Source organism: Vibrio sp. 1580, assembly GCF_033340055.1.
Window position 1 is genome coordinate 377,950 of the sequence record NZ_JAWOVT010000003.1, and the last position, 19,868, is coordinate 397,817.

The 19,868-nt window shown below is 44.7% G+C and carries 15 protein-coding genes; 10 read left to right on the forward strand and 5 right to left on the reverse strand.

The window, feature by feature from the left end; translation table 11 throughout:
• Window positions 1-205: 205 nt before the first annotated feature.
• The 6 genes from R7093_RS07020 (at window position 206) to R7093_RS07045 (ending at window position 6,316) form a co-directional block, all read left to right on the forward strand.
• Window positions 206-751, forward strand: coding sequence for a spore coat U domain-containing protein (locus tag R7093_RS07020; protein WP_005375099.1), 546 nt, complete (start codon window positions 206-208; stop codon window positions 749-751).
• Between the two features lie 39 nt (window positions 752-790).
• A complete protein-coding gene (locus R7093_RS07025) occupies window positions 791-1,288 on the forward strand; it encodes a spore coat U domain-containing protein (protein WP_017820521.1) in 498 nt (165 codons plus the stop codon).
• A gap of 20 nt (window positions 1,289-1,308) precedes the next feature.
• On the forward strand, window positions 1,309-2,064 hold the full coding sequence (locus R7093_RS07030; RefSeq protein WP_025768578.1) for a molecular chaperone: 756 nt from the start codon (window positions 1,309-1,311) through the stop codon (window positions 2,062-2,064).
• Window positions 2,064-4,490, forward strand: coding sequence for a fimbria/pilus outer membrane usher protein (locus tag R7093_RS07035; protein WP_411913247.1), 2,427 nt, complete (start codon window positions 2,064-2,066; stop codon window positions 4,488-4,490). Before R7093_RS07030 ends, R7093_RS07035 begins: the two co-directional genes overlap by 1 nt.
• Window positions 4,487-5,455 carry a spore coat protein U domain-containing protein gene (locus R7093_RS07040; protein WP_318146575.1) on the forward strand — a complete coding sequence of 323 codons (969 nt, stop codon included), beginning with the start codon at window positions 4,487-4,489 and terminating at the stop codon, window positions 5,453-5,455. Before R7093_RS07035 ends, R7093_RS07040 begins: the two co-directional genes overlap by 4 nt.
• Before the next feature lie 141 nt (window positions 5,456-5,596).
• Window positions 5,597-6,316, forward strand: coding sequence for a carbonic anhydrase (locus tag R7093_RS07045; protein WP_005375106.1), 720 nt, complete (start codon window positions 5,597-5,599; stop codon window positions 6,314-6,316).
• Between the two features lie 72 nt (window positions 6,317-6,388).
• Here R7093_RS07045 and R7093_RS07050 read toward each other — a convergent pair whose 3' ends face one another.
• A complete protein-coding gene (locus R7093_RS07050; protein WP_005375107.1) occupies window positions 6,389-7,492 on the reverse strand; it encodes a mechanosensitive ion channel family protein in 1,104 nt (367 codons plus the stop codon).
• 300 nt (window positions 7,493-7,792) lie between these two features.
• Between R7093_RS07050 and R7093_RS07055 the strand changes: the two genes are divergently transcribed.
• Window positions 7,793-8,140, forward strand: a complete 348-nt coding sequence (locus tag R7093_RS07055) for a helix-turn-helix domain-containing protein (RefSeq protein WP_047102356.1) — start codon at window positions 7,793-7,795, stop codon at window positions 8,138-8,140.
• Window positions 8,141-8,230: 90 nt separating this feature from the next.
• On the opposite strand, the gene lldD is transcribed toward R7093_RS07055, so the two are convergent.
• Window positions 8,231-9,370 carry an FMN-dependent L-lactate dehydrogenase LldD gene (gene lldD / locus R7093_RS07060; protein WP_005383962.1) on the reverse strand — a complete coding sequence of 380 codons (1,140 nt, stop codon included), beginning with the start codon at window positions 9,368-9,370 and terminating at the stop codon, window positions 8,231-8,233.
• Between the two features lie 315 nt (window positions 9,371-9,685).
• Window positions 9,686-11,377, reverse strand: coding sequence for an L-lactate permease (locus R7093_RS07065; RefSeq protein ID WP_318146576.1), 1,692 nt, complete (start codon window positions 11,375-11,377; stop codon window positions 9,686-9,688).
• 162 nt (window positions 11,378-11,539) lie between these two features.
• Between R7093_RS07065 and R7093_RS07070 the strand changes: the two genes are divergently transcribed.
• Together R7093_RS07070 and R7093_RS07075 are read left to right on the forward strand one after the other, a co-directional pair.
• A complete protein-coding gene (locus R7093_RS07070) occupies window positions 11,540-12,439 on the forward strand; it encodes a LysR family transcriptional regulator (protein ID WP_005375112.1) in 900 nt (299 codons plus the stop codon).
• Window positions 12,440-12,559: 120 nt separating this feature from the next.
• Window positions 12,560-14,593 (forward strand): prolyl oligopeptidase family serine peptidase, encoded by a 2,034-nt coding sequence (locus R7093_RS07075; RefSeq protein WP_047102351.1) that lies wholly within the window; start codon window positions 12,560-12,562, stop codon window positions 14,591-14,593.
• A 241-nt stretch (window positions 14,594-14,834) separates the two neighbouring features.
• Here R7093_RS07075 and R7093_RS07080 read toward each other — a convergent pair whose 3' ends face one another.
• Both R7093_RS07080 and R7093_RS07085 read right to left on the reverse strand, forming a co-directional pair.
• Window positions 14,835-16,466 carry an ABC transporter ATP-binding protein gene (locus R7093_RS07080; protein ID WP_047102349.1) on the reverse strand — a complete coding sequence of 544 codons (1,632 nt, stop codon included), beginning with the start codon at window positions 16,464-16,466 and terminating at the stop codon, window positions 14,835-14,837.
• 85 nt (window positions 16,467-16,551) lie between these two features.
• Window positions 16,552-17,049, reverse strand: coding sequence for a hypothetical protein (locus tag R7093_RS07085; protein ID WP_005375116.1), 498 nt, complete (start codon window positions 17,047-17,049; stop codon window positions 16,552-16,554).
• A 187-nt stretch (window positions 17,050-17,236) separates the two neighbouring features.
• On the opposite strand from R7093_RS07085, the gene R7093_RS07090 reads away from it, so the two are divergent.
• Entirely contained in the window at window positions 17,237-19,597 is a 2,361-nt protein-coding gene (locus R7093_RS07090; protein ID WP_047102346.1) for a Lon protease family protein, read from the forward strand.
• Window positions 19,598-19,868: the final 271 nt, after the last annotated feature.

Sequence of the window (19,868 nt, forward strand, 5' to 3'; positions counted from 1 at the left end):
AAGATAATAACCATTTGTTTTTAGTGGTTATTTTTTGGCATTACATGCTTAAAAATCGTCACTTTTAAGTTTAATATTTTTATTTGCTGTTCGTCTTTATCCTTATCCTGCTTCTTTTTATTGTTTTACATTTTATATGCATTTGGTTTGTCATAATTGAGCTATAACTAATAAAAAGGTTACCGATATACAGTGGAATGTAAAAATGGAGCTTTATATGAAAAGATTTTATCTGATGATGCCTCTGCTCTTAACCTCATTTAGTTGGCAAGCGAGTGGAGCGTCAGTGAGCGGTACGATTGATGTTTCAATTAACCTTGTACAAGGTTGTGTGATTAATGGAAATAATGCGGTAGATGCAGCTTCTGGCGTTGGCTTTGGCTCACTCGCCTTTGGAGACGTGCCTGCAATCTTCAGTGAACAAGATGGTGTGGTAAATGGTGGTAGTGCGACGGGTATTGAAGTGCTTTGTAGTAACGGTGTGACACCGACGTTTACATTGGGCACCGGATTGTATGATGCAAGTGCGACCGTTGGTACCTACGCGATGTCAAATGGCGCGCAATTTATTGATTATACGTTGTTTACCGACTCAGACCGAAGCACACAAATTATACAAGGCGGGACGGTAGCTCTGTCTGAATTTACTAGTGCAACATCGCAAACTATTGAGCTTTTTGCGAAAGCTTACGGTACGAGCAGCATTGCCGGTACATACTCCGATACCATCAGTGTGACGCTAAGCTGGTAAAACGTGACGCTGGTTGTTAGGGGCTTTTCACTTGTCGCGATGAGTTTGTGCTCTTTAACTGTGCTGGCTGATGCGACACAAACTTTTCAGGTGTCTGCCACCGTAGATACAGGTTGTTTGATTAACGGCGCAGTACAAGAAGAAAGCGCAACCCAAGCCGGGCAAATAGGCACGTTAGATTTTGGTGAGCATTCTTCAGTTTACGCGACGGAAGTACAAGGCAGCATCACTTACAGTTCATCACTCACATTAAGTTGTACTCCGGGTATTACGATGAATGTTTCCGTAAATGGCGGGATGAATGCATCGGATGGTGTACGTAAGCTAAAGCACAGTGAAGAAGCGACAACGGTAGATTACTTTTTGTTTCAGGATCTAAATTATACGCAGGTGCTTGATATTGACACGCAATATTCCGTCGATACCGACCAAGACCCAGATAATATTCAGTTTCCTATCTGGGCAAAGGCGACAATAAATGGGAATGAAATGGCTGGAATTTATATGGATACGCTTACGCTGACATTAGAGTGGTAAGTGAACTTTGGAGGGGTGAAATGGAATTCATACTCAAAAAACTATTATTAATAACCTTCCTTTTTGTTTTTTTCTCAAATGCCAATGCTAACTCATTATTAATTTGGCCGATTTACCCCAAAATATCAGAGGAGAGTAATGCAACATCACTTTGGATGGTAAATAAAGGCAGTGTTGATTCTTATTTACAGGTGAGAATTTTTAAGTGGGAACAAAACGAAGGAGAAGATAGTTATTCAAGTCAAAGCCAGTTAATTGCAACCCCTCCGTTTGTCAAAATTGAACCAGGTGAAAAGCAGTTAATCCGCATCATCAACCAAGATGAGGCCTCTGCAGGTAAGGAGTATGCATACCGAGTGATCATAGATGAATTACCGCCAACTCAAAACCCTCAAACAGAATTGACGGAAAATGAACTCGCTGTAAAAGTCCGAATGCGTTACTCGATACCTTTGTTTATTTACGGGAAAGGGCTGACTGATACTCAAAAACCAAACCGTGACAGTGAATTATGGGGTGATTTACAGGCACAGTTTATTAAGAAAAATAATCAGCGTTTTGTTCACATTAAAAATTCAGGAAAACACCATGTTCGCTTAGTGAATTTACAGTTGAATCTACCAAATAAAGATCCTGTCGTTATTTCCGATGGACTAGCTGGCTATATTCTTCCTGAACAGTATAAGGTTTGGTCTATTCCCCATAGTAATGTCAGACCCTTGAGTTTGAGCGCGAATATTGGAGGTAAACGTTACCAAATACCATTGAAGCAATAATGAATAGATTTAATACAATGAATGCTTTCTTTTGGTTGGTATTACTTAGCGTAACGTGGAGCAGTATTGGTCTTTGTGCAAATTCAGCAAACCACTTCTCTGAGCTACCGAGTCCTGAAAATTTCTCATTAGAAAAGTTTGAGAATATTAGCCTCAATCTGGAGTTGGTGATCAATCAAAGAGCAACAGGGCTTGTTGCGAAAGTTGAGCGAGTTGGCGATCAGTTCTTTTTGCTCCGGGAGGACCTCATTTCAGTTGGGGTTACCGCCAAGTCGTTGCCTGGAACTGAAGAGAGACTTGAGGTTACGTCTATCCCAGGAGTTAACGTGCGTTACTTGCAATCGTCATTGCAACTTACAATTGACGTACCGCCTAATTGGTTACCGATGCAGAGCTTATCAGCGCAGGATATGGGGCGATTTTCCCCGGCTCAGTTTGGGCGTGGTGGCCTGCTTAACTACAACGTATTTGGTGTGTACGAGAACGAAAGCCGACAAAAGGAGGTTTCTATAAATCATGAAGTCAGAGCCTTTTCTGAGTTTGGCGTTTTTTCTACTACCGGGATATTTAAATCTAACTTTCATCGCGATGTTCAGTCCCAGCAAAGCAGCCAGTACACTCGTTTTGATACGAGTTACGAGTACGTCAATCAAGAGAAGCGAATTCGTATGGAGGTAGGGGACTATATTGTTCGCCCTTTATCTTGGAGCCAACCAGTAAGACTGGCGGGTATTCAGTTGTCACATGATTTCTCTATGCGTCCGGATGTCGTGACGACGCCGTTACCTGCATTTTATGGTGAGGTCACAGCGCCCACTACGTTAGATTTGTTTATCAATGGCTTTAAAACTGACTCAATGAATGTTGGGCCCGGTCCTTTCATTATTAACGATATTCCAATGCTCTCTGGTGCTGGGGAAGCAACGGTAATTGCAACGGATGCTCAAGGTAAGCAAACGGTCATGACCAGCCCATTTTTTCTCTCTTCCGATCTACTGAAGACCGGATTTACATCTTACAGTGCGAGTATTGGTGCGATCAGAGAAAATTTCGGTAATGCATCTAACGACTATGGAGACGGTGGCGTGGTTACCGCTCTGCGTCATGGCATGACTGATTGGTTAACATTAGAAGCTCAAACTGAAGCAAAAGATGACCTGATCGTTGCGGGGCTGGGCTTTGTCACTAATGCTTTCAACTTGGGTACGGTGGATGCCTCGTTTCGTGTGAGTAATTTTCAGGATCAATCTACCTCATATGCGCTAGGTTATAGTTATCAGTCTCGGCTGTTTAGCTTCGCTGCTCGAACTCAAGTAGAACAAGCCGACTTTTATACCTTATCTCATTTACCAAATTACGAAATGCTCGATGAAGGCAAAGACGCTTCACTCGCGTCGCGCCATCTATCACAAATCAATATGGGAGTCCGTTTGGGAGATTGGGGCTCACTTTCTGGTGGGTACTTTGATATTCAACAATCCGACTCAGATTCACGTACCCTAAATCTCACTTATAGCTACGCTCTGCCTTTTAATATCAATATGTCCCTTTCTTACAATCATAGTATTGGTGGTCAGAGTGTTACGTTGGCGCAATTCTCTCTACCTTTCAGTTCTTTGGGGGGAAGTTCGGGGCTAACGCTGAAAAGAGAGGACGATGGCGATGTGCGAGGGCGAGTGGGTTACAGCCGCCTTGCGCCAATACGAGGTGGGTGGGGCGTCAATTTAGCGCATGATATTAACGAACACCCAGAAAACCGTAAACAGGCTGATTTGACCTACCGTGCGTCATGGGCGCAGTTCAGAGCGGGGTTAAATGGCACCAGTGGCGACTATGATTATTTTGCGGAAATGGCAGGTTCGGTCTCTACGTTGGATGGAGAAATATTCCCGGCGAATGAAGTGTATGACAGCTTCGCTGTGGTGAGCACCAGTGGTTTTGAAGGTATTCCGGTTAAATATGAAAATCAAATTGTCGGAGTGACAGACGATGAAGGTTACCTACTTGTTCCTTGGGCTACGGCGTATTACACCGCCAAATATGAAATCGATCCACTTAATTTACCTGCCAATGCTGCGTTTTCTGCAACAGAGCAGTTTGCTTCGATACATTCGGGCTACGGCTACCTGTTAGAGTTCCCAATAGAGCTACAAATTGCACTGAGCATGACGGTGGTAGACGAAAATCATTTGTTCCTTCCGATTGGTACATATGGCCGCTCAGAAACGGGCTTAACAAGCCAAATTGGTTGGGATGGTTTTACGTACTTTGAAGGCGTTGACCCAGGCCGCTATATTCAGTTTTATCCTCAAGGACAGCCGCCATGTAAAGTGTTTATTGAGGGGTTGTATCAGCGTGAGAGTCAAAAAATACAAACATTGCCTGAGCAGGTTTGTATCAAAGCCGAAGAAGAGACCGCACTATGATTTTGCGCAGCTGGTTTGCTAGCCTACTTCTCTTTTTCTCGTGCTCGACAATGGCTTGTCAGCTCACGGCGGCAACACCTTTAATCTTGTTTGGCAATGTTTCTTCGTTTACTGTTTCAAGCTCTCAGCAGCAAAGCTCAGCTCAGCCTCATGCGGGGATTACGTGTGACTTTTCTACACTTGTGTCTTTGTTAAGTGGCGACTACGTATCAGCAACGTTTAACAGTATAAATAATGGTTTGCTATTAAATGAGGATGATCCGAGTTCGGAGCTCAGCTATCAGATTTTTGGCGATCCAGGTCTTTCACAAGAGTATGTATTCGGCCAAACTTACAATTTTTTTGAAATTGGGTTACTCGATTTACTCGGGTTGTTTGGCACTCAAGCTGAGTTTCCGCTTTATGCTCGGACGGGAGTGGGCAGTAATCTTTCCGCTGGGACTTATAAAGACCAAATCACCGTATCCTGGATTTGGGATTACTGTAAGGGTATCGGGGTTCTAGGAGTATGCATTGGCCGCGCCAATGGCAGCGCTCAAAGCGTGATTACGGTTGAGTTGGAAGTGACCCCTGATTGTATGATCACGGCGCCAGATATTGATTTTGGTTCGTCCCCATTAGTGGCCGGTTTTGAGCCAGTCAGTCAGGTTATATCGTTAACTTGTACCAAGAATAGTTCCTTCTCCATTGGCTTGAATGACGGCCTAAATGCGTCCGGCGGTCAGCGGCGAATGATTTCTAGTGGTCACTATTTGGAGTATGAAATCTATAAGTCATCATCGATGGATCGCTGGGGAGGAACCAGTTCTGAACGTCGTGAACACAGTGACGTCGATACTGGCGGCTCTATTCCTGATGGTATCACTCCACAGAATTATAATTATCGCGCGCAGATACTAACCAGCCAAACGACCCCTCCTGCAGGTACTTACACCGACTCAATAATCGTTGACGTTCAATTTTGAGCATCATGTCAATTACATCATTAGAGGCTTCTATTCCAAAAATCTTTTGTAATCATAGTTTTCACTCTGTCACTGCTTAATTTTGTGAGATTAGTATGGCTTTATTCTCACGGAATTTAACTTTCAGAAATAAGGAAAATGATGAAGAAGTCACTAACAACATTAGGTTTGGCACTGGTATTTACAGGAACAGCTTATGCAGCAAGCTGGGGCTACGAGGGAAACCATGGACCTGCTCATTGGGGTGAGTTTGCATCTGAGTGCGCAAAAGGTCAAAACCAGAGCCCAATCAACATTGAATCGGCGACCGAAGCGAAGCTAGAAAAATTGAATTTCGACTACGAAGGTAAGGCAATTTCACTGCTGAACAACGGTCACACTTTACAGACTGGTTTAGAAGGTAAAAACACACTCACCATTGATGGTAAAGAGTTTACGTTGAAACAGTTCCACTTCCATACGCCATCTGAAAACCATGTGGACGGTAAAGAATACCCTCTAGAAGCACACTTTGTGCATGCCGACAAAGTAGGTCATCTAGCTGTTGTCGCGGTGTTCTTTAAACTGGGTGACGCGAACCCAGATCTAGCTAAGATGCTAGCTAACATTCCAACTAAAGATCAAGATGTTACCATCAAGGTTCCATTTGATGCGGATGCCCTTATCCCAAGTGATAAAGACTACTACCGCTTTAACGGCTCACTAACGACACCGCCATGCTCTGAAGGTGTACGTTGGTTGGTGATGAAAGAAGCACAAACTATTTCTCCTGAGCAGATAAAATCTTTTTCGGAAGTAATGGGGAAAAACAATCGCCCAATCCAACCGCTGAATGCACGTATGGTGTTAACGCAACAATAACCACTTCATGCGAAGAAAAATAAAAAGCCCGCTTAAACACAGCGGGCTTGATTATTTGGGTATTGGTGAGAACTAGAAGCCGTGATCTTCTTGCTCTTCCGCTTTTACCATTTGTATAGGATCAAGCTTAAGCGTCTGAGTAGGGAACGCGATATCTGCATCGTGTTCTTTAATGATGTTGATTACCTTAAGCAGTATGTCCTGCTTAACCTCATGGTATCTCACCCAATTCACGGTTTTAGTAAAGGTATAGATAAAGAAGTGCAATGATGATGGACCGAATGTATCGAAGTTGACGATAAGTGTTTGGCGTGCATCAATGTCTTTGTGATTTTTCAGCATTTCTTTTACCGCGGTGATAATTTGCGGCATTTTTTCAGCATCGTCGTAACGAAGTCCAATTTTTTCGTAGATACGTCGGTTCAGCATGCGAGATGGGTTTTCTACGACAATGCTGCTAAACACTGAGTTTGGCACATACAGTGGACGCTTATCGAAAGTTCGGATAATGGTCATACGCCAGCCAATGCGTTCTACCGTCCCCTCTATTTGTCGGTCTGGAGAACGGATCCAATCGCCAACTTTAAATGGACGATCGAAGTAGATCATAAGACCTCCAAAAAAGTTAGACAGCAAATCCTTCGCCGCTAAACCGACGATCAAACCACCAACACCACCGAAGGTAAGTAGGCCCGATAGTGACAGACCAAATGCCTGCATTACGGTTAGAATTCCGACGGTAATAAAGAACAGGCGCGCGACCTTAGCTATCGCTTGTACTGTTGTTTCATCTCGGTTCTTTTGTTCGAGAACATGCTCTTCAACATTGGTAATGAGCCGCATAACGGTCCATACGAAGATGCTGATGATTAAAATCAGTTTCAGCGTACTTAACCAGTTTATTTTATCGTTGAGCTCGCTCTCTAATATGATGCCGATAGAGACGGTTGCAGGCCAACACCAAATGAGTGTACTGACTGGCGCTTTTAGCGCATCAAGCAACATGTCATCCCAGTGGAAGGGCGTTTTCTCTACGAGCGCAGCGAGGCGAGAGCGAATCAGCCGCCAAGCTATCCAAGCTATAAAGCTAGCGAGCGTAATGAAAAGGACGCTTCCACTCCAATTTTGATGAGACGTTTCAATGTAGCTTTGTAATTCGGTAAACCACTGTGGCATATGTAACTTATTTCTAGTGAACCATGGAAGGAAAGGTAGCAGATATTACTCCTTCACCCCAGTGATTTCCTTTAAATCATTTACTTATGTCTAAACCGCCGAGATGGACTTTTCCTTCCAATGACAAGAGAGTTACCTTTACGTTTTGCTGAGCGACCGCCTCATGCATGTTCAGAGGTACGCTACCAATGATTGAGGGTTGATATTTGGACGATCAATTATAACTTCTCTGACTTATCGCTAACATTTATCTTAAGTAAGTGTGAGAGTGTATTGACTCTTGAATTAGCGGAGGCAGATATGGAATTTACAGAGCTGGATCGAAACGCGCTCTACGACATCTGGATGTCACAAAAAGCCAAAATGCACATCACTCAAATGGAAATGGCGAAGCGCCTTGGTTTGAGTCTACACGAGTTTTCTGGCTTGTTACGTGGTAATTCTCCACTGACGCTAGGTTTTGTAAAACAGCTATGCGAGCAGCTACATGTACGTCCTGGTCAGGTGATTCCGTCTTTGACGGAGCGTGACCTATCTGCATCTGGTACCGTTTATTTACAAAATCGTGTGACGGTGGATGGCAATATCAGTAACGTGTTTATCGACGGAAACCAAGTCGTGATCGAGTACGTTCACCAAGTTAGCTAGCTTGCTCGTCAAATTATCGGGTTGAAGAGCAATAAAAAACGAGCCACTGTTGGCTCGTTTTTTCGTTTCTGTTTTGCTCGATTGCAAAGATTATGGGATTTTCACTAGCGAATCGCGTGAAAGATCCGCGATAGACTTAGCGCCAGTCAGCGTCATTGCTACACGCATTTCTTTATCGTACAGATCCAGTAGATTTTCAACGCCTGCTCCGCCTTGTGCTGCCAATGCGTACACAAATGAACGGCCAAGAAGCGTACAGTCTGCACCAAGTGCGAGCATACGAACGACATCAAGACCAGTACGAATACCAGAGTCTACGAAGATCTTAAGATCACCTTTTACCGCATCCGCAATGCTTGGCAGTGCTTTAGCACTTGAAAGTACGCCATCTAACTGACGGCCACCATGGTTAGATACCACAATGCCATCTGCGCCGAAACGTACCGCATCTTTCGCGTCTTCTTCATCTAGAATGCCTTTGATAACCATTGGGCCATCCCAAAAATCACGAATCCACTCAAGATCTTTCCAGGAGATAGAAGGGTCGAAGTTTGCGCCTAACCAGCCGATGTAATCTTCTAGCTTTGTTGGTTCGCCACGATAAGTTGAGATGTTACCTAAGTCGTGCGGTTTACCAAGTAGACCCACATCCAGCGCCCAGCTTGGGTGGCGCATCGCCTGGAATACACGACGCATGGCCGCGTTAGGGCCACTCATACCTGAGTGCATGTCACGGTAACGTGCGCCAGGAACTGGCATATCAACGGTAAACACCAGCGTTGTTACGCCTGCTGCTTTTGCACGCTCAAGTACGTTTTTCATAAAGCCACGATCTTTAAGCACGTAAAGCTGGAACCACATTGGACGTTCAATTGCAGGTGCGACTTCTTCAATCGGACAAACCGAAACAGTCGACATAGTAAATGGGATGCCTTTTTTCTCGGCTGCTTTTGCTGCTTGCACCTCGCCTCGGCGCGCGTACATACCAGTTAGACCAACAGGAGCTAGCGCGATTGGCATTGCCAGTTTCTCACCGAAGATCTCGGTTTCGAGGCTCAAATCTGTCATATCGCGTAGGACGCGTTGGCGAAGAGCGACATCACCTAAATCGTCAGTATTACGCTTCAGCGTGCGTTCGTCGTAAGAGCCGCCATCAATATAATGGAATAGAAACGGGGGAAGCTTGGCTTTCGCGGCAGCGCGGTAGTCAGTAGAAGCTGAGATAATCATAATGGTGTCCTAGCGGTTATTCTAAGCAAAGTTGTGGAGCAATTTGCTCTTTCGTTGAGCCTTCATCGCAAAGCAGTGAAGACATCAAAATGAGTATAGTTACCTATGGTTCACTTACGTTTGAATCGGTGATGTTGGTAACCCATTTACATAATTGGTTGAAAAATTTTATTAAATCACTCAATCAGTTATGCAAACTGGAAAGGGTGACACAGCTGTCGGGGGAATTGATGTAGCAAGCTAAATCAACATGTCGGGGTAGTAGTGCAGACAGCTGTGTCAAATTAGGCAGGGCTGTAAACCCTGCATTTCGCGTTACTTCATCAAGACATCTGTCATTTGGAAGCCATAAATCAGCACCAATCCAATAATGCCTGTCATTACAATGTAGTAGAACGTAGGGATAATCGTCTTACGCAATGTTGCGCCTTCACGACCAAGCAAACCTACCGTGGCTGATGCGGCAACAACGTTGTGAATCGCAATCATGTTACCTGCGGCAGCACCGACGGCCTGGAGTGATACAACAATCACACTCGAAATAGACAACGTTTGTGCCACTTCGAATTGGAACTGGCTGAACATCATATTTGATACCGTGTTTGAGCCAGCGATGAACGCACCCAGTGCACCAACGGTGGCACTCAGCGCTGGGAACGCAGAACCAACAAGGTCAGAGGCGAAGTTTGCGGTTGTGACGGGCATACTTTCTAGGTCAGCACCGTTGATGCCTGAGTTGATAAAGATACGAACCATCGGAATGGTAAATACCAAGACAAAACCGGCCCCAATCAGTGTTTTGCTTGACTCGCCAAATGCTTCACGCAATGGCTTTACGCTGCCGCTTTGTAACATTGCAGCAAGTAGTGCGACAAACACCAGAATGCCACCAGGAAGGTATAACGGCTGAATCGCAGCGCTAACGCCAGTCTCACCAAGAATGTTGCTGAACGACAAACTTACGCTTTGTACAAAGCCTTTCAGTTCTGGGCTTACGCGGCTTGCGACGAGAATAACTGCCAGCATTACATATGGAACCCAAGCTTTTACGATGCTCATTGGCTTGCCCGGATTGTCGTTTAGATCGACTTTTAGCGAACCTAACCACTCTGCAGGCCATTTGTCTTCGCTTTCGAAATCCCACTTAGTCTTTGGTACTAAGAAGCCTTTTTTCGCTGCGGTAACAACGATAGACAGACCAACCAAACCACCGATAAGTGAAGGGAACTCTGCACCTAAGAAAACACCGGTTAACGCGTATGGAACGGTGAAAGAGATACCAGCGAATAACGCAAATGGTAGAATATCCAGACCTTCACTCCAGCTTCTGTTCTTGCCGAAGAAACGTGTTAACATCATCGCCATTAATACTGGGATCATCGTACCTACGACTGCGTGAATGACAGCAACGTGCGCTGTGATATCTTGCAGGTACATTTCCCACGTTGCACCTTGTGCGGCCAACGACTCACTGATGTTATGGGTGTCTAAACCTTTGTTTACACCTACGATGATAGGCGTGCCTACCGCGCCGAATGAAACAGGCGTTGACTGAATCATCATGCCCATAAGGACAGCGGCTAGCGCAGGGAAGCCGATTGCAACCAGTAGTGGTGCAGCGATTGCTGCAGGGGTACCGAACCCAGATGCGCCCTCAATGAACGAGCCAAAGCACCAAGCAATGATGATGGCTTGCACACGGCGGTCAGCTGAAATATCGGTAAATCCATTACGGATAGTGGTGATCGCTCCAGTGTGTTTTAAAGTGTTGAGCAAGAAGATGGCACCAAACACGATCCATAGAACAGAGACAGTAATGCCTAGCCCTTGGAATACAGAAGCCAGTACGCGATTGGCTGACATATCCCAAAACATTAGGGCAATAGCGACGGTCAAACCGAACGCAACAGGCATGGCTTTTTTAGCAGGCCAGTTGAGACCAACCAATAAGATGGCGGCAACAACAATTGGCGAAAATGCCACTAGGGCAAGTAGGGTTTCACTCATTTGTACATCCTTCGTACGCTGACTTCTCGAACGGTGTCAATCCGCTGTAGAGGTGACTTTTTGTTGTAATGGTTTTGTTAATTTGGCGTGAATTTACTCCTTTATTTTTTGTTGATATAGGGAAATAATGAAAATAATTAATTCCAAAAGTGACATAATGGTATGAGAGCAGACGACTTAATCCTATTTTCTCAAGTAATCGAACTTGGCAGCTTTAGTAAGGTTGCAGAGGCAAATAACCTTACAAATTCGGTAGTTAGCAAAAGAATGGCGAGGTTGGAGGAAGAAATAGGGGCTCAGCTATTATATCGAACAACGCGCAAATTAACCTTGACCGAGGCAGGTAAGGTGTTACTCCACAGTGCTAAAAATGTGAAGCAGGCCACTCAGGAGGCTATGGATGCTGTTGCAGGCTTTGGAGAGAATGTGAGCGGTCATATAAAAATGTCCGTGCCGTGTATCTCTGGAGATTTGATACTTGCTGATGCTGTTGCCGAGTTTTGTAACCTTCATCCGGGTCTGACCGTGGACATGTCATTGGATAATCGCTTTGTCGATTTAGTGGCTGATGGTTACGATTTAGTCATTCGAACTGGCTACCTAGCCGACTCTAGTTTGATCGCACGACATATTCTCGATTCCCAATGGGTGGTATGCGCGTCACCTTCTTATATTGCGAAAAATGGGAAACCGATCGAGCCGATTGATCTCACCACGCACAATTGTCTGCAATACGCTTACCAAACCACAGGTGCAACGGATTGGGAGTTTAAAGGAGAAGATGGCAATTACATCGTCAAAGTATCGGGCTGCTTTTCTACTGATAACGCGACCGCATTACGTAAAGCCGCTCTGGGCGGCCATGGTATTGCTTACGTCCCGCGCTGTTTGGTGTATCACGATATTCGTAATGGTCAACTGGTGGATATTTTTCCTGAATTAGTAGGTAAAAAGTTGGGTATCTACGCGGTGTATCCGTTTACTCGTCAACCACCGAACAAAGTAAAGCTGCTTATTGAGCACATTCGTGACCGGTACTTAACGATATCTCATTATTTCTAGGTTCTTCATAGATTTAAAACAATGTCGTTGAAATCAAAATTGGGTGCTCTAAGGTAATCACCGCAATAAAACGATTGAAGATAAACAACTTAATAAAAACAACGGAGTAACACGGACGTTATGCATTACCCAAAAACACGTAAAGATTCTGTCGTGGACACTTATTTTGGTCACGACATTGCCGACCCTTATCGCTGGTTAGAAGATGATCGAAGTGAAGAAACCGCACAATGGGTTTCGGGTCAAAATTCGGTCACCTTCGATTTCCTTGGTCAGATACCGTACCGCCAACAAATCCGTGACTTAGTGGCGAACAGTCAAAACTACGAAAAATATTCCCAGCCATTTGTACGTGGTGACTACACCTACTTCTACAAAAACGACGGTTTGCAAAACCAAAGCGTATTGTATCGACGTAAAGGCGAGGGAGAAGCCGAGGTTTTCCTTGATCCAAATACTTTCTCCGAAGAGGGCACGACCTCTCTTGGCGAAGTCAGCTTCTCTAAAGACTATCGTTTGGTCGCGTATTCCATCTCGGAAGGGGGCAGTGATTGGCGTAAGATCTTTGTCATTGATACGGAAACCAAAGAACAGTTAGAGCCTGAGATTGTTGATGCGAAGTTTACGTCGATTTCTTGGCTGGGCAGCAAAGGTTTCTATTACTCAAGCTACGATAAGCCGCAAGGCAGTGAGTTGTCTGCTCGAACTGAGCATCACAAGCTTTATTATCATGAACTTGGTAAATCTCAATCTGAAGACAAAGTGATTTTTGGTGAGTTGGATACGCAAGTTCATCGTTATGTGTCTGGTACGACGACGACAGATGATCGCTTCCTCATTATCTCTGGCGCAGAATCTACATCGGGTAATCGTCTGTTTTATATTGATTTACAGTCTGAGTTACAGGCAATTGTGACGCTGCGCGAGACAACGCAAGGAGACGCCTACTTAATTGATAGCCAAGACGCAACCTTGCTGCTTTATACCAACCTAGACGCGCCGAATGGCAAAGTTGTCAGCTACAACACTCAGACAGAACAATGGGCTGACGTGATTGCTGAACAAGAACAGCCGTTAGAAATCAGCAAAGGTGGCGGTTATCTGTTTGCGACTTATATGGTGGATGTACTTTCTAAAGTGCAGCAGTTTAACTACCAAGGTGAATGGATTCGAGATGTTGAACTGCCGGGAGAGGGTACGGCTTATGGTCTAGCGGGTAAAAAAGAAGAAACCACGCTGTATTACACCTTTACTAACTACGTGACGCCACCGACGATCTTCTCATTTGATGTTGAGTCTGGTGAATCGACGCTGTTTCAAGAATCAAAAGCGCCATTCGCTCGCAGTGAGTATGAATCAAAACAGGTGTTCTACACCTCAAAAGATGGCACGCAAGTTCCGATGATCATCTCATACAAGAAGGGCATCGCGCTTGATGGCAGTGCGCCAACCATGCTGTATGGTTACGGCGGTTTTAACATCAGCCTCACTCCAATGTTTTCTGGCAATGTAGCCAACTGGCTAGAGTTGGGTGGTATTTACGCTGTCGCCAACTTGCGAGGCGGCGGTGAATACGGTAAAGCCTGGCACAACGCAGGCACTCAGCAGCAAAAGCAAAACGTGTTTGATGACTTTATTGCGGCGGCGGAATACCTGATTGAAAACGACTACACTAGCTCCGAGCGTCTAGCGATTCGTGGTGGTTCAAATGGCGGCTTGTTGGTTGGTGCGTGTATGACGCAACGTCCTGAGTTATTTAAGGTGGCGCTGCCAGCTGTAGGTGTGCTTGATATACTGCGTTACCACACGTTTACGTCTGGAGAAGGCTGGAAGTATGACTATGGCACGTCTGAACAAAGCGAAGCGATGTTCCAATACTTGCTTGGCTACTCTCCTGTTCACAATGTAAAAGAAGGCGTGCAGTATCCTGCGACATTGGTGACAACTGCCGATCACGACGATCGTGTGGTTCCAGCACATTCGTACAAGTTTATTGCGGAGCTGCAAGACAAACAGCAAGGCGCTAATCCAGTATTGATACGCATTGATGTTAATGCCGGTCATGGTGCAGGAATGCCGCTGAGTAAGCAAATTGACCTCACCACAGACGTGTATGCATTTACGTTACATAATATGGGTATTGAGTCGATTTAATGCCCTAGTTGTTCGAAGCTTCTGAGAATAAAAAATGCCGCGACAGTGTCGCGGCATTTTTCATGGTTGGGGGAACTCAATTCATACTGTTTGCCAGTATTTGAGCCAGGTTGACTAAGTCTGACTCTTGAACCAACCAGTCTCGGCGGCCAAACCGAAAGGCAGCTACGCCATTCTTAAGACAAGATGAATTTATCACCTTTTCTTAATCCTAGTTTATGAATATGAAACTGTGATGAACCTAAGCCGCATTGTGCTGATTTTCACTGTTTTCAAGATCAAATGAGGCATCTATCAGTTTTTTCGTGTAGTCATTTTTAGGGTTTTGGAAAATCTTTTCGGCCGTACCTTGTTCCATGACCTCGCCCTTTTGCATGACTAGAACACGATCAGAGAGTGCTTTAACTACTGATAGATCGTGGCTAATAAACAAGTAGCCAATATTGTGTTTTTTCTGCAAATATTTCAGAAGGTCAATCACTGTCAGTTGCACCGAGCGGTCTAATGCAGAGGTTGGCTCATCAAGCAGAATAAACGAAGGTTCAAGGATCAGTGCTCGCGCGATAGCAATACGCTGACGCTGGCCTCCTGAAAACTCGTGCGGATAACGGTTGATGGACGCGGGATCTAAGCGGACCTCACGGAGCACGTCGCGCGCTTTCTGCATACGTTCTTTTTTACTCAACATTGGTTGGTGGACAGTTAATCCTTCTGTGATGATCTCGCCGATAGTCATACGAGGAGAAAGCGAACCATAAGGGTCTTGGAATACCATCTGAACGTCTTTTTTCAGCTCAAAACGTTCTTTGTTTGTCAGCAAGGCCATATCTTGGCCTTTGTATTCTATTTTGCCAGTTGAGGGCAGTAGACCTATCAAAGCTCGGCCGAGTGTAGACTTACCTGAACCGGACTCCCCAACGATCCCGAGGGTCTCTCCTTGTTTAAGCTCAAGAGAAATGCCTTTTACCGCTTCGAAGTACTCATTCTTGCTCGCAATAAAATGCGACTTTACCAAGAATTTGACTCGTATATCGTCGGCCTTTAAAAGCTGTGTAGCACTTTCGCTAATAGGCTCCTTACTGCCTTTAGGAATCGAGTTGATTAGCATACGTGTGTATTCGTGCTTTGGGTCCTCGAAGAGTATTTGCGTTTCGCCTTCTTCGACGACTTCTCCTTTACACATCACAATGACACGGTCTGCAAAGTGTTTTACGACGCCTAAGTCATGAGTAATAAATAGGATTGCCATGCCCATCTGAGCCTGAATTTCTTTAATCAGGTGCAACACTTCTGCTTGAACCGTGACATCCAACGCCGTTGTTGGTTCGTCGGCGATCAAAATATCGGGCTCGTTAATCAGTGCCATCGCAATCATGATGCGTTGCAATTGACCACCAGAAAATTCGTGTGGGTACTTGTTGTACGCTTTTTCTGGGTTTGGCATATGAACCAATTCAAACAGCTCTAACACCTTTTCTTTTGCTGTTCGTCTGTCGACCGGGCGGTGACACATTATGGCCTCAGCGACTTGGATACCCACCCGCATGTACGGGTTTAGTGAGGTCATCGGCTCTTGAAAAATCATGCCAATGCGATCACCGCGAATATTTTGCATTTCACGCTCTGTTTTATCCAAGATGGAGCTACCCTCAAACATGATGGATGAGCTTTCATGCAAAATAGCGTTGTCTGGCAGTAGTTTCATCAGTGCATTGGTTGATACTGACTTGCCAGAGCCAGATTCGCCAACGATGGACAGCGTCTCGCCTGCTTTTAAATCGAAGCTAACATTCTTTACTGCATCGACGATCCCATCGTTTGTCGTAAAGCTGACTGATAGGTTGTTCACCGAAAGAATGGTTTTAGAAGACATCACAGATCCTTGTGGTTGATAAAGCAAATGATACTCAAGTAATGGATAGCACAAACCTAGCTGGCCTCAATGCTTGAGCTTTAGATTAATTATACAGGTGAGAAGGCGAAGATTTTGCCGAACTCATTGCTTGCAAATGTAAGAACTGCTCATGCGCGCGCGTTACGTGCTCGAGTTCTATCATCCATTGAGCATTACGTTGGGCAGAGCAAAATGCCGCCATGTGAGCTAACAAGTCTTCGCTCTGTTGACCAAGTAGGTGACCTACGCGCTCAATCAGTTCATGGCTCTCTAGCTGCAAAAATTGAAATAGCGCGTAAGTTTGATTGAGTATTGAGAACGCATCATGCTGTAAGCCGAGTTTGTTGAGAATCTCTGATTGCGTCACGCTAGCATCTCTAAGTCCCGTAATGAGACATACAAATTGGCAAGGTTTAGTTTGTGCATTTTCTAGCGCTAAATGAATGTGGTTGGGTAGATTGTTGAGCACGTCGTCATATAAACGATGAGCTTCTGGCCAATGGCCTTGTTCCATCAGTTGCTCCGCTTTTAAGTAGCGCATCCAGCATTGCTCAATATTCATATCCATCTCCACAACATTTGATTTGTTTAGATATTAAATGAAATTGATTATCAATTGCAAGTGCGTGTTAATATCACTTATGTGTTCATAAAATGTCCAATCAATCTAGGGTGGAAGGTAAATCACTTAAAATTAAGCAAATAATCTCTACACTCAAATAACGAAAATAAGAAAAAAGGAAGTGGATATGGCAATACTAAGATTGAAAGCTAAGCAGCTATATTCTGTAGCAGATCTAGAGAATATGCCATGTAAGTCGACCAAGGAGTTACCTCCAATTGATGAAATCGTGGGCCAAGAGCGCGCGCAAAAAGCGGTCGAGTTTGCGATGTCCATCAAAGAGAAAGGGTATAACATCTACGCCATTGGTCAGAATGGGCTAGGTAAACGCACCATGATCTTGCGCTATCTGAATCGTCACCAGCACGATGCAGCAGCCCTGTTTGATTGGTGTTACGTTGCGAACTTTGAGGATACCCGTACACCAAAGGTATTAAAGCTGCCTTGTGGTATCGGAAATAAGCTACGTGTTGATATTGAAGCTTTAATGGGCAAATTATTGAATGCTTTACCCCTAGCATTCGACAATGAAATGTACTTTAGCCGCGCTGAGCGATTAAAAAATCAATTGGCAGCTAAGCAACAAAACGAGCTGGATCGTATTAGCCGAGAGGCAAAAGAAAAAGGCATCAGCCTAACACTGACTACACAGGGGGATTATCAGTTTGTCGCCATGAACGGTGATGAGCTTCATACGGAAGAGTCTTTTGATGTACTAAGCAAAAAAGAACAAGAGCAATTCAGCGATGCTATTGATGAACTCGAAGTGCGATTGCGCTCGATGGTTCGTGAGCTTACGGAGTGGGAAGAGACATACAGCGATAAAATCAAAAAGCTCAATGATGAAGTGACGCTTGATGTGATTACTCACTTCATCAAAAAACTCAAAGTGGATTACGCGCAATATTCCGAAATCAAAACCTACTTAACTGAGCTGCAAAAAGATATTGTTGAAAACGCAGATATCTTCCTTGACCAAAGTGGCGAGCAAGGCGAAATTGCGACGGCATCCTTGGATAAAAAATTGCCACGTCGTTATAAAGTGAACGTCTTGGTAAGCCGTAAAAGCAGCGAATTTCCTATCGTTGTTGAAGAAAATCCCAACTATCATTCACTCTTCGGGTCGATTGAGACTGCCACTTTCAAGGGAACGGTGTTTACCGACTTCTCGCTGATTCGCGCAGGGAGCTTGCATAAGGCGAATGGCGGCGTTCTATTAATGGATGCTCAGAAAGTACTTGAACAGCCTTACGTTTGGGATGGTTTGAAGCGCGCATTGCGTGCTCGTCAATTGAGTTTTACGTCTCTAGAAAAAGAAGTCACATTGACGGGGGCGGTATCACTCGATCCTGAACCGATTCCGCTTGATATCAAAATTATCTTATTTGGTGATTACCGAACTTACCAATTACTCCAACATTACGATCCAGAGTTCAGCGAGTTGTTCCGCGTGACGGCAGATTTCGAAGACGAAATGAAACGTACGCCGGAGTCTGAGCTGCATTACGCGCGCTTTATCTCTAGCGTGGTGCATGACAATAATATGCTGCATTGCGATCGCAAAGCCATTGCTCGAATCATCGAATACAGCTCACGTTTGTCTGGCGACCAATCCAAGCTATCTCTACATTCGGCTAATATCGCCAACTTGCTTCGAGAGTCGAACTACGTGGCTCGTCAAGCTAACTCTAACATGATCCGTATTGGGCATGTTGAAGAGGCGCTCAATAACCAAGAAATGCGAGTAAGCCGATTACGCGATAACGTAATGGAAACCTTTATTAACGGCACAACGCTGATTCGCACCGAAGGAGAAGCCGTAGGCCAAGTGAACGCACTTTCGGTATTGAGCACTAGTGACTACATGTTTGGTGCACCGAATCGCATCACAGCGACGACGTGTTACGGTGATGGGGATGTTATCGATATCGAGCGAAGCGTGGATTTGGGAGGCAGTATTCACTCTAAGGGCGTAATGATTTTGTCTGCCTACTTATCTTCCGTATTTGGTAAAACGGCACGAGTGCCATTAACGACAACCATTACCTTTGAGCAATCTTACGGTGGTGTTGATGGTGATAGTGCCAGCATGGCTGAGTTATGTGCGGTTGTGTCTGCTTTTTCAAAGCAACCAAATCGACAAGACATTGCGATAACAGGGTCGATGAATCAATTTGGTCAAGCTCAGCCTATTGGTGGCGTAAACGAAAAGATCGAAGGATTTTATGATGTGTGTGTAATTAAAGGTCGTCATGACGGGCAGGGGGTCATTATTCCGCGCTCTAATGTTCACAATCTAATGCTTCGTTCCGACATCGTGAAAGCAGTCGAAAAAGGCGAGTTTAATATTTGGGCGATTGACCATGTTACTGAAGCTATCGAATTGTTTACGGGGAAAGTTGCTGGTGAGCCAACCGATGAAGGTTCTTATCCAATCGATACCATTTTTGGCCTTGCTCAAGCTAAGCTCAATTCGTTGAGAAAATAGGCTGAAACCGTCCTAAATGTGAATGTATCTCATCATAAGTGATCATAAGTTATCATAACGACAATATCCCGACGCTACTGTCGGGATATTGTCAATAACAGATTGAAAATGGAGAGTTTTTGTACTAGACAAAAGTGTGATCGACCTCTAATATTCGCCACTTGTTTATTCGTCTGGGATTTATCCCGTCGCAAGGAAGCATAGATATTCAAACTGCCGAAAAGTAACGTTGTTATAAGCACTGCTCGAGTTTGTTTGGATATAGACATCA

What these genes read in the sequence shown, in the direction of transcription:
- R7093_RS07020 (WP_005375099.1), top strand. Translation starts at nt 206, where the DNA reads ATGGAGCTTTATATGAAAAGATTTTATCTGATGATGCCTCTGCTCTTA.
- R7093_RS07025 (WP_017820521.1), top strand. Translation starts at nt 791, where the DNA reads ATGAGTTTGTGCTCTTTAACTGTGCTGGCTGATGCGACACAAACTTTT.
- R7093_RS07030 (WP_025768578.1), top strand. Translation starts at nt 1,309, where the DNA reads ATGGAATTCATACTCAAAAAACTATTATTAATAACCTTCCTTTTTGTT.
- R7093_RS07035 (WP_411913247.1), top strand. Translation starts at nt 2,064, where the DNA reads ATGAATAGATTTAATACAATGAATGCTTTCTTTTGGTTGGTATTACTT.
- R7093_RS07040 (WP_318146575.1), top strand. Translation starts at nt 4,487, where the DNA reads ATGATTTTGCGCAGCTGGTTTGCTAGCCTACTTCTCTTTTTCTCGTGC.
- R7093_RS07045 (WP_005375106.1), top strand. Translation starts at nt 5,597, where the DNA reads ATGAAGAAGTCACTAACAACATTAGGTTTGGCACTGGTATTTACAGGA.
- R7093_RS07050 (WP_005375107.1), bottom strand. Translation starts at nt 7,492, where the DNA reads ATGCCACAGTGGTTTACCGAATTACAAAGCTACATTGAAACGTCTCAT.
- R7093_RS07055 (WP_047102356.1), top strand. Translation starts at nt 7,793, where the DNA reads ATGGAATTTACAGAGCTGGATCGAAACGCGCTCTACGACATCTGGATG.
- lldD (WP_005383962.1), bottom strand. Translation starts at nt 9,370, where the DNA reads ATGATTATCTCAGCTTCTACTGACTACCGCGCTGCCGCGAAAGCCAAG.
- R7093_RS07065 (WP_318146576.1), bottom strand. Translation starts at nt 11,377, where the DNA reads ATGAGTGAAACCCTACTTGCCCTAGTGGCATTTTCGCCAATTGTTGTT.
- R7093_RS07070 (WP_005375112.1), top strand. Translation starts at nt 11,540, where the DNA reads ATGAGAGCAGACGACTTAATCCTATTTTCTCAAGTAATCGAACTTGGC.
- R7093_RS07075 (WP_047102351.1), top strand. Translation starts at nt 12,560, where the DNA reads ATGCATTACCCAAAAACACGTAAAGATTCTGTCGTGGACACTTATTTT.
- R7093_RS07080 (WP_047102349.1), bottom strand. Translation starts at nt 16,466, where the DNA reads ATGTCTTCTAAAACCATTCTTTCGGTGAACAACCTATCAGTCAGCTTT.
- R7093_RS07085 (WP_005375116.1), bottom strand. Translation starts at nt 17,049, where the DNA reads ATGAATATTGAGCAATGCTGGATGCGCTACTTAAAAGCGGAGCAACTG.
- R7093_RS07090 (WP_047102346.1), top strand. Translation starts at nt 17,237, where the DNA reads ATGGCAATACTAAGATTGAAAGCTAAGCAGCTATATTCTGTAGCAGAT.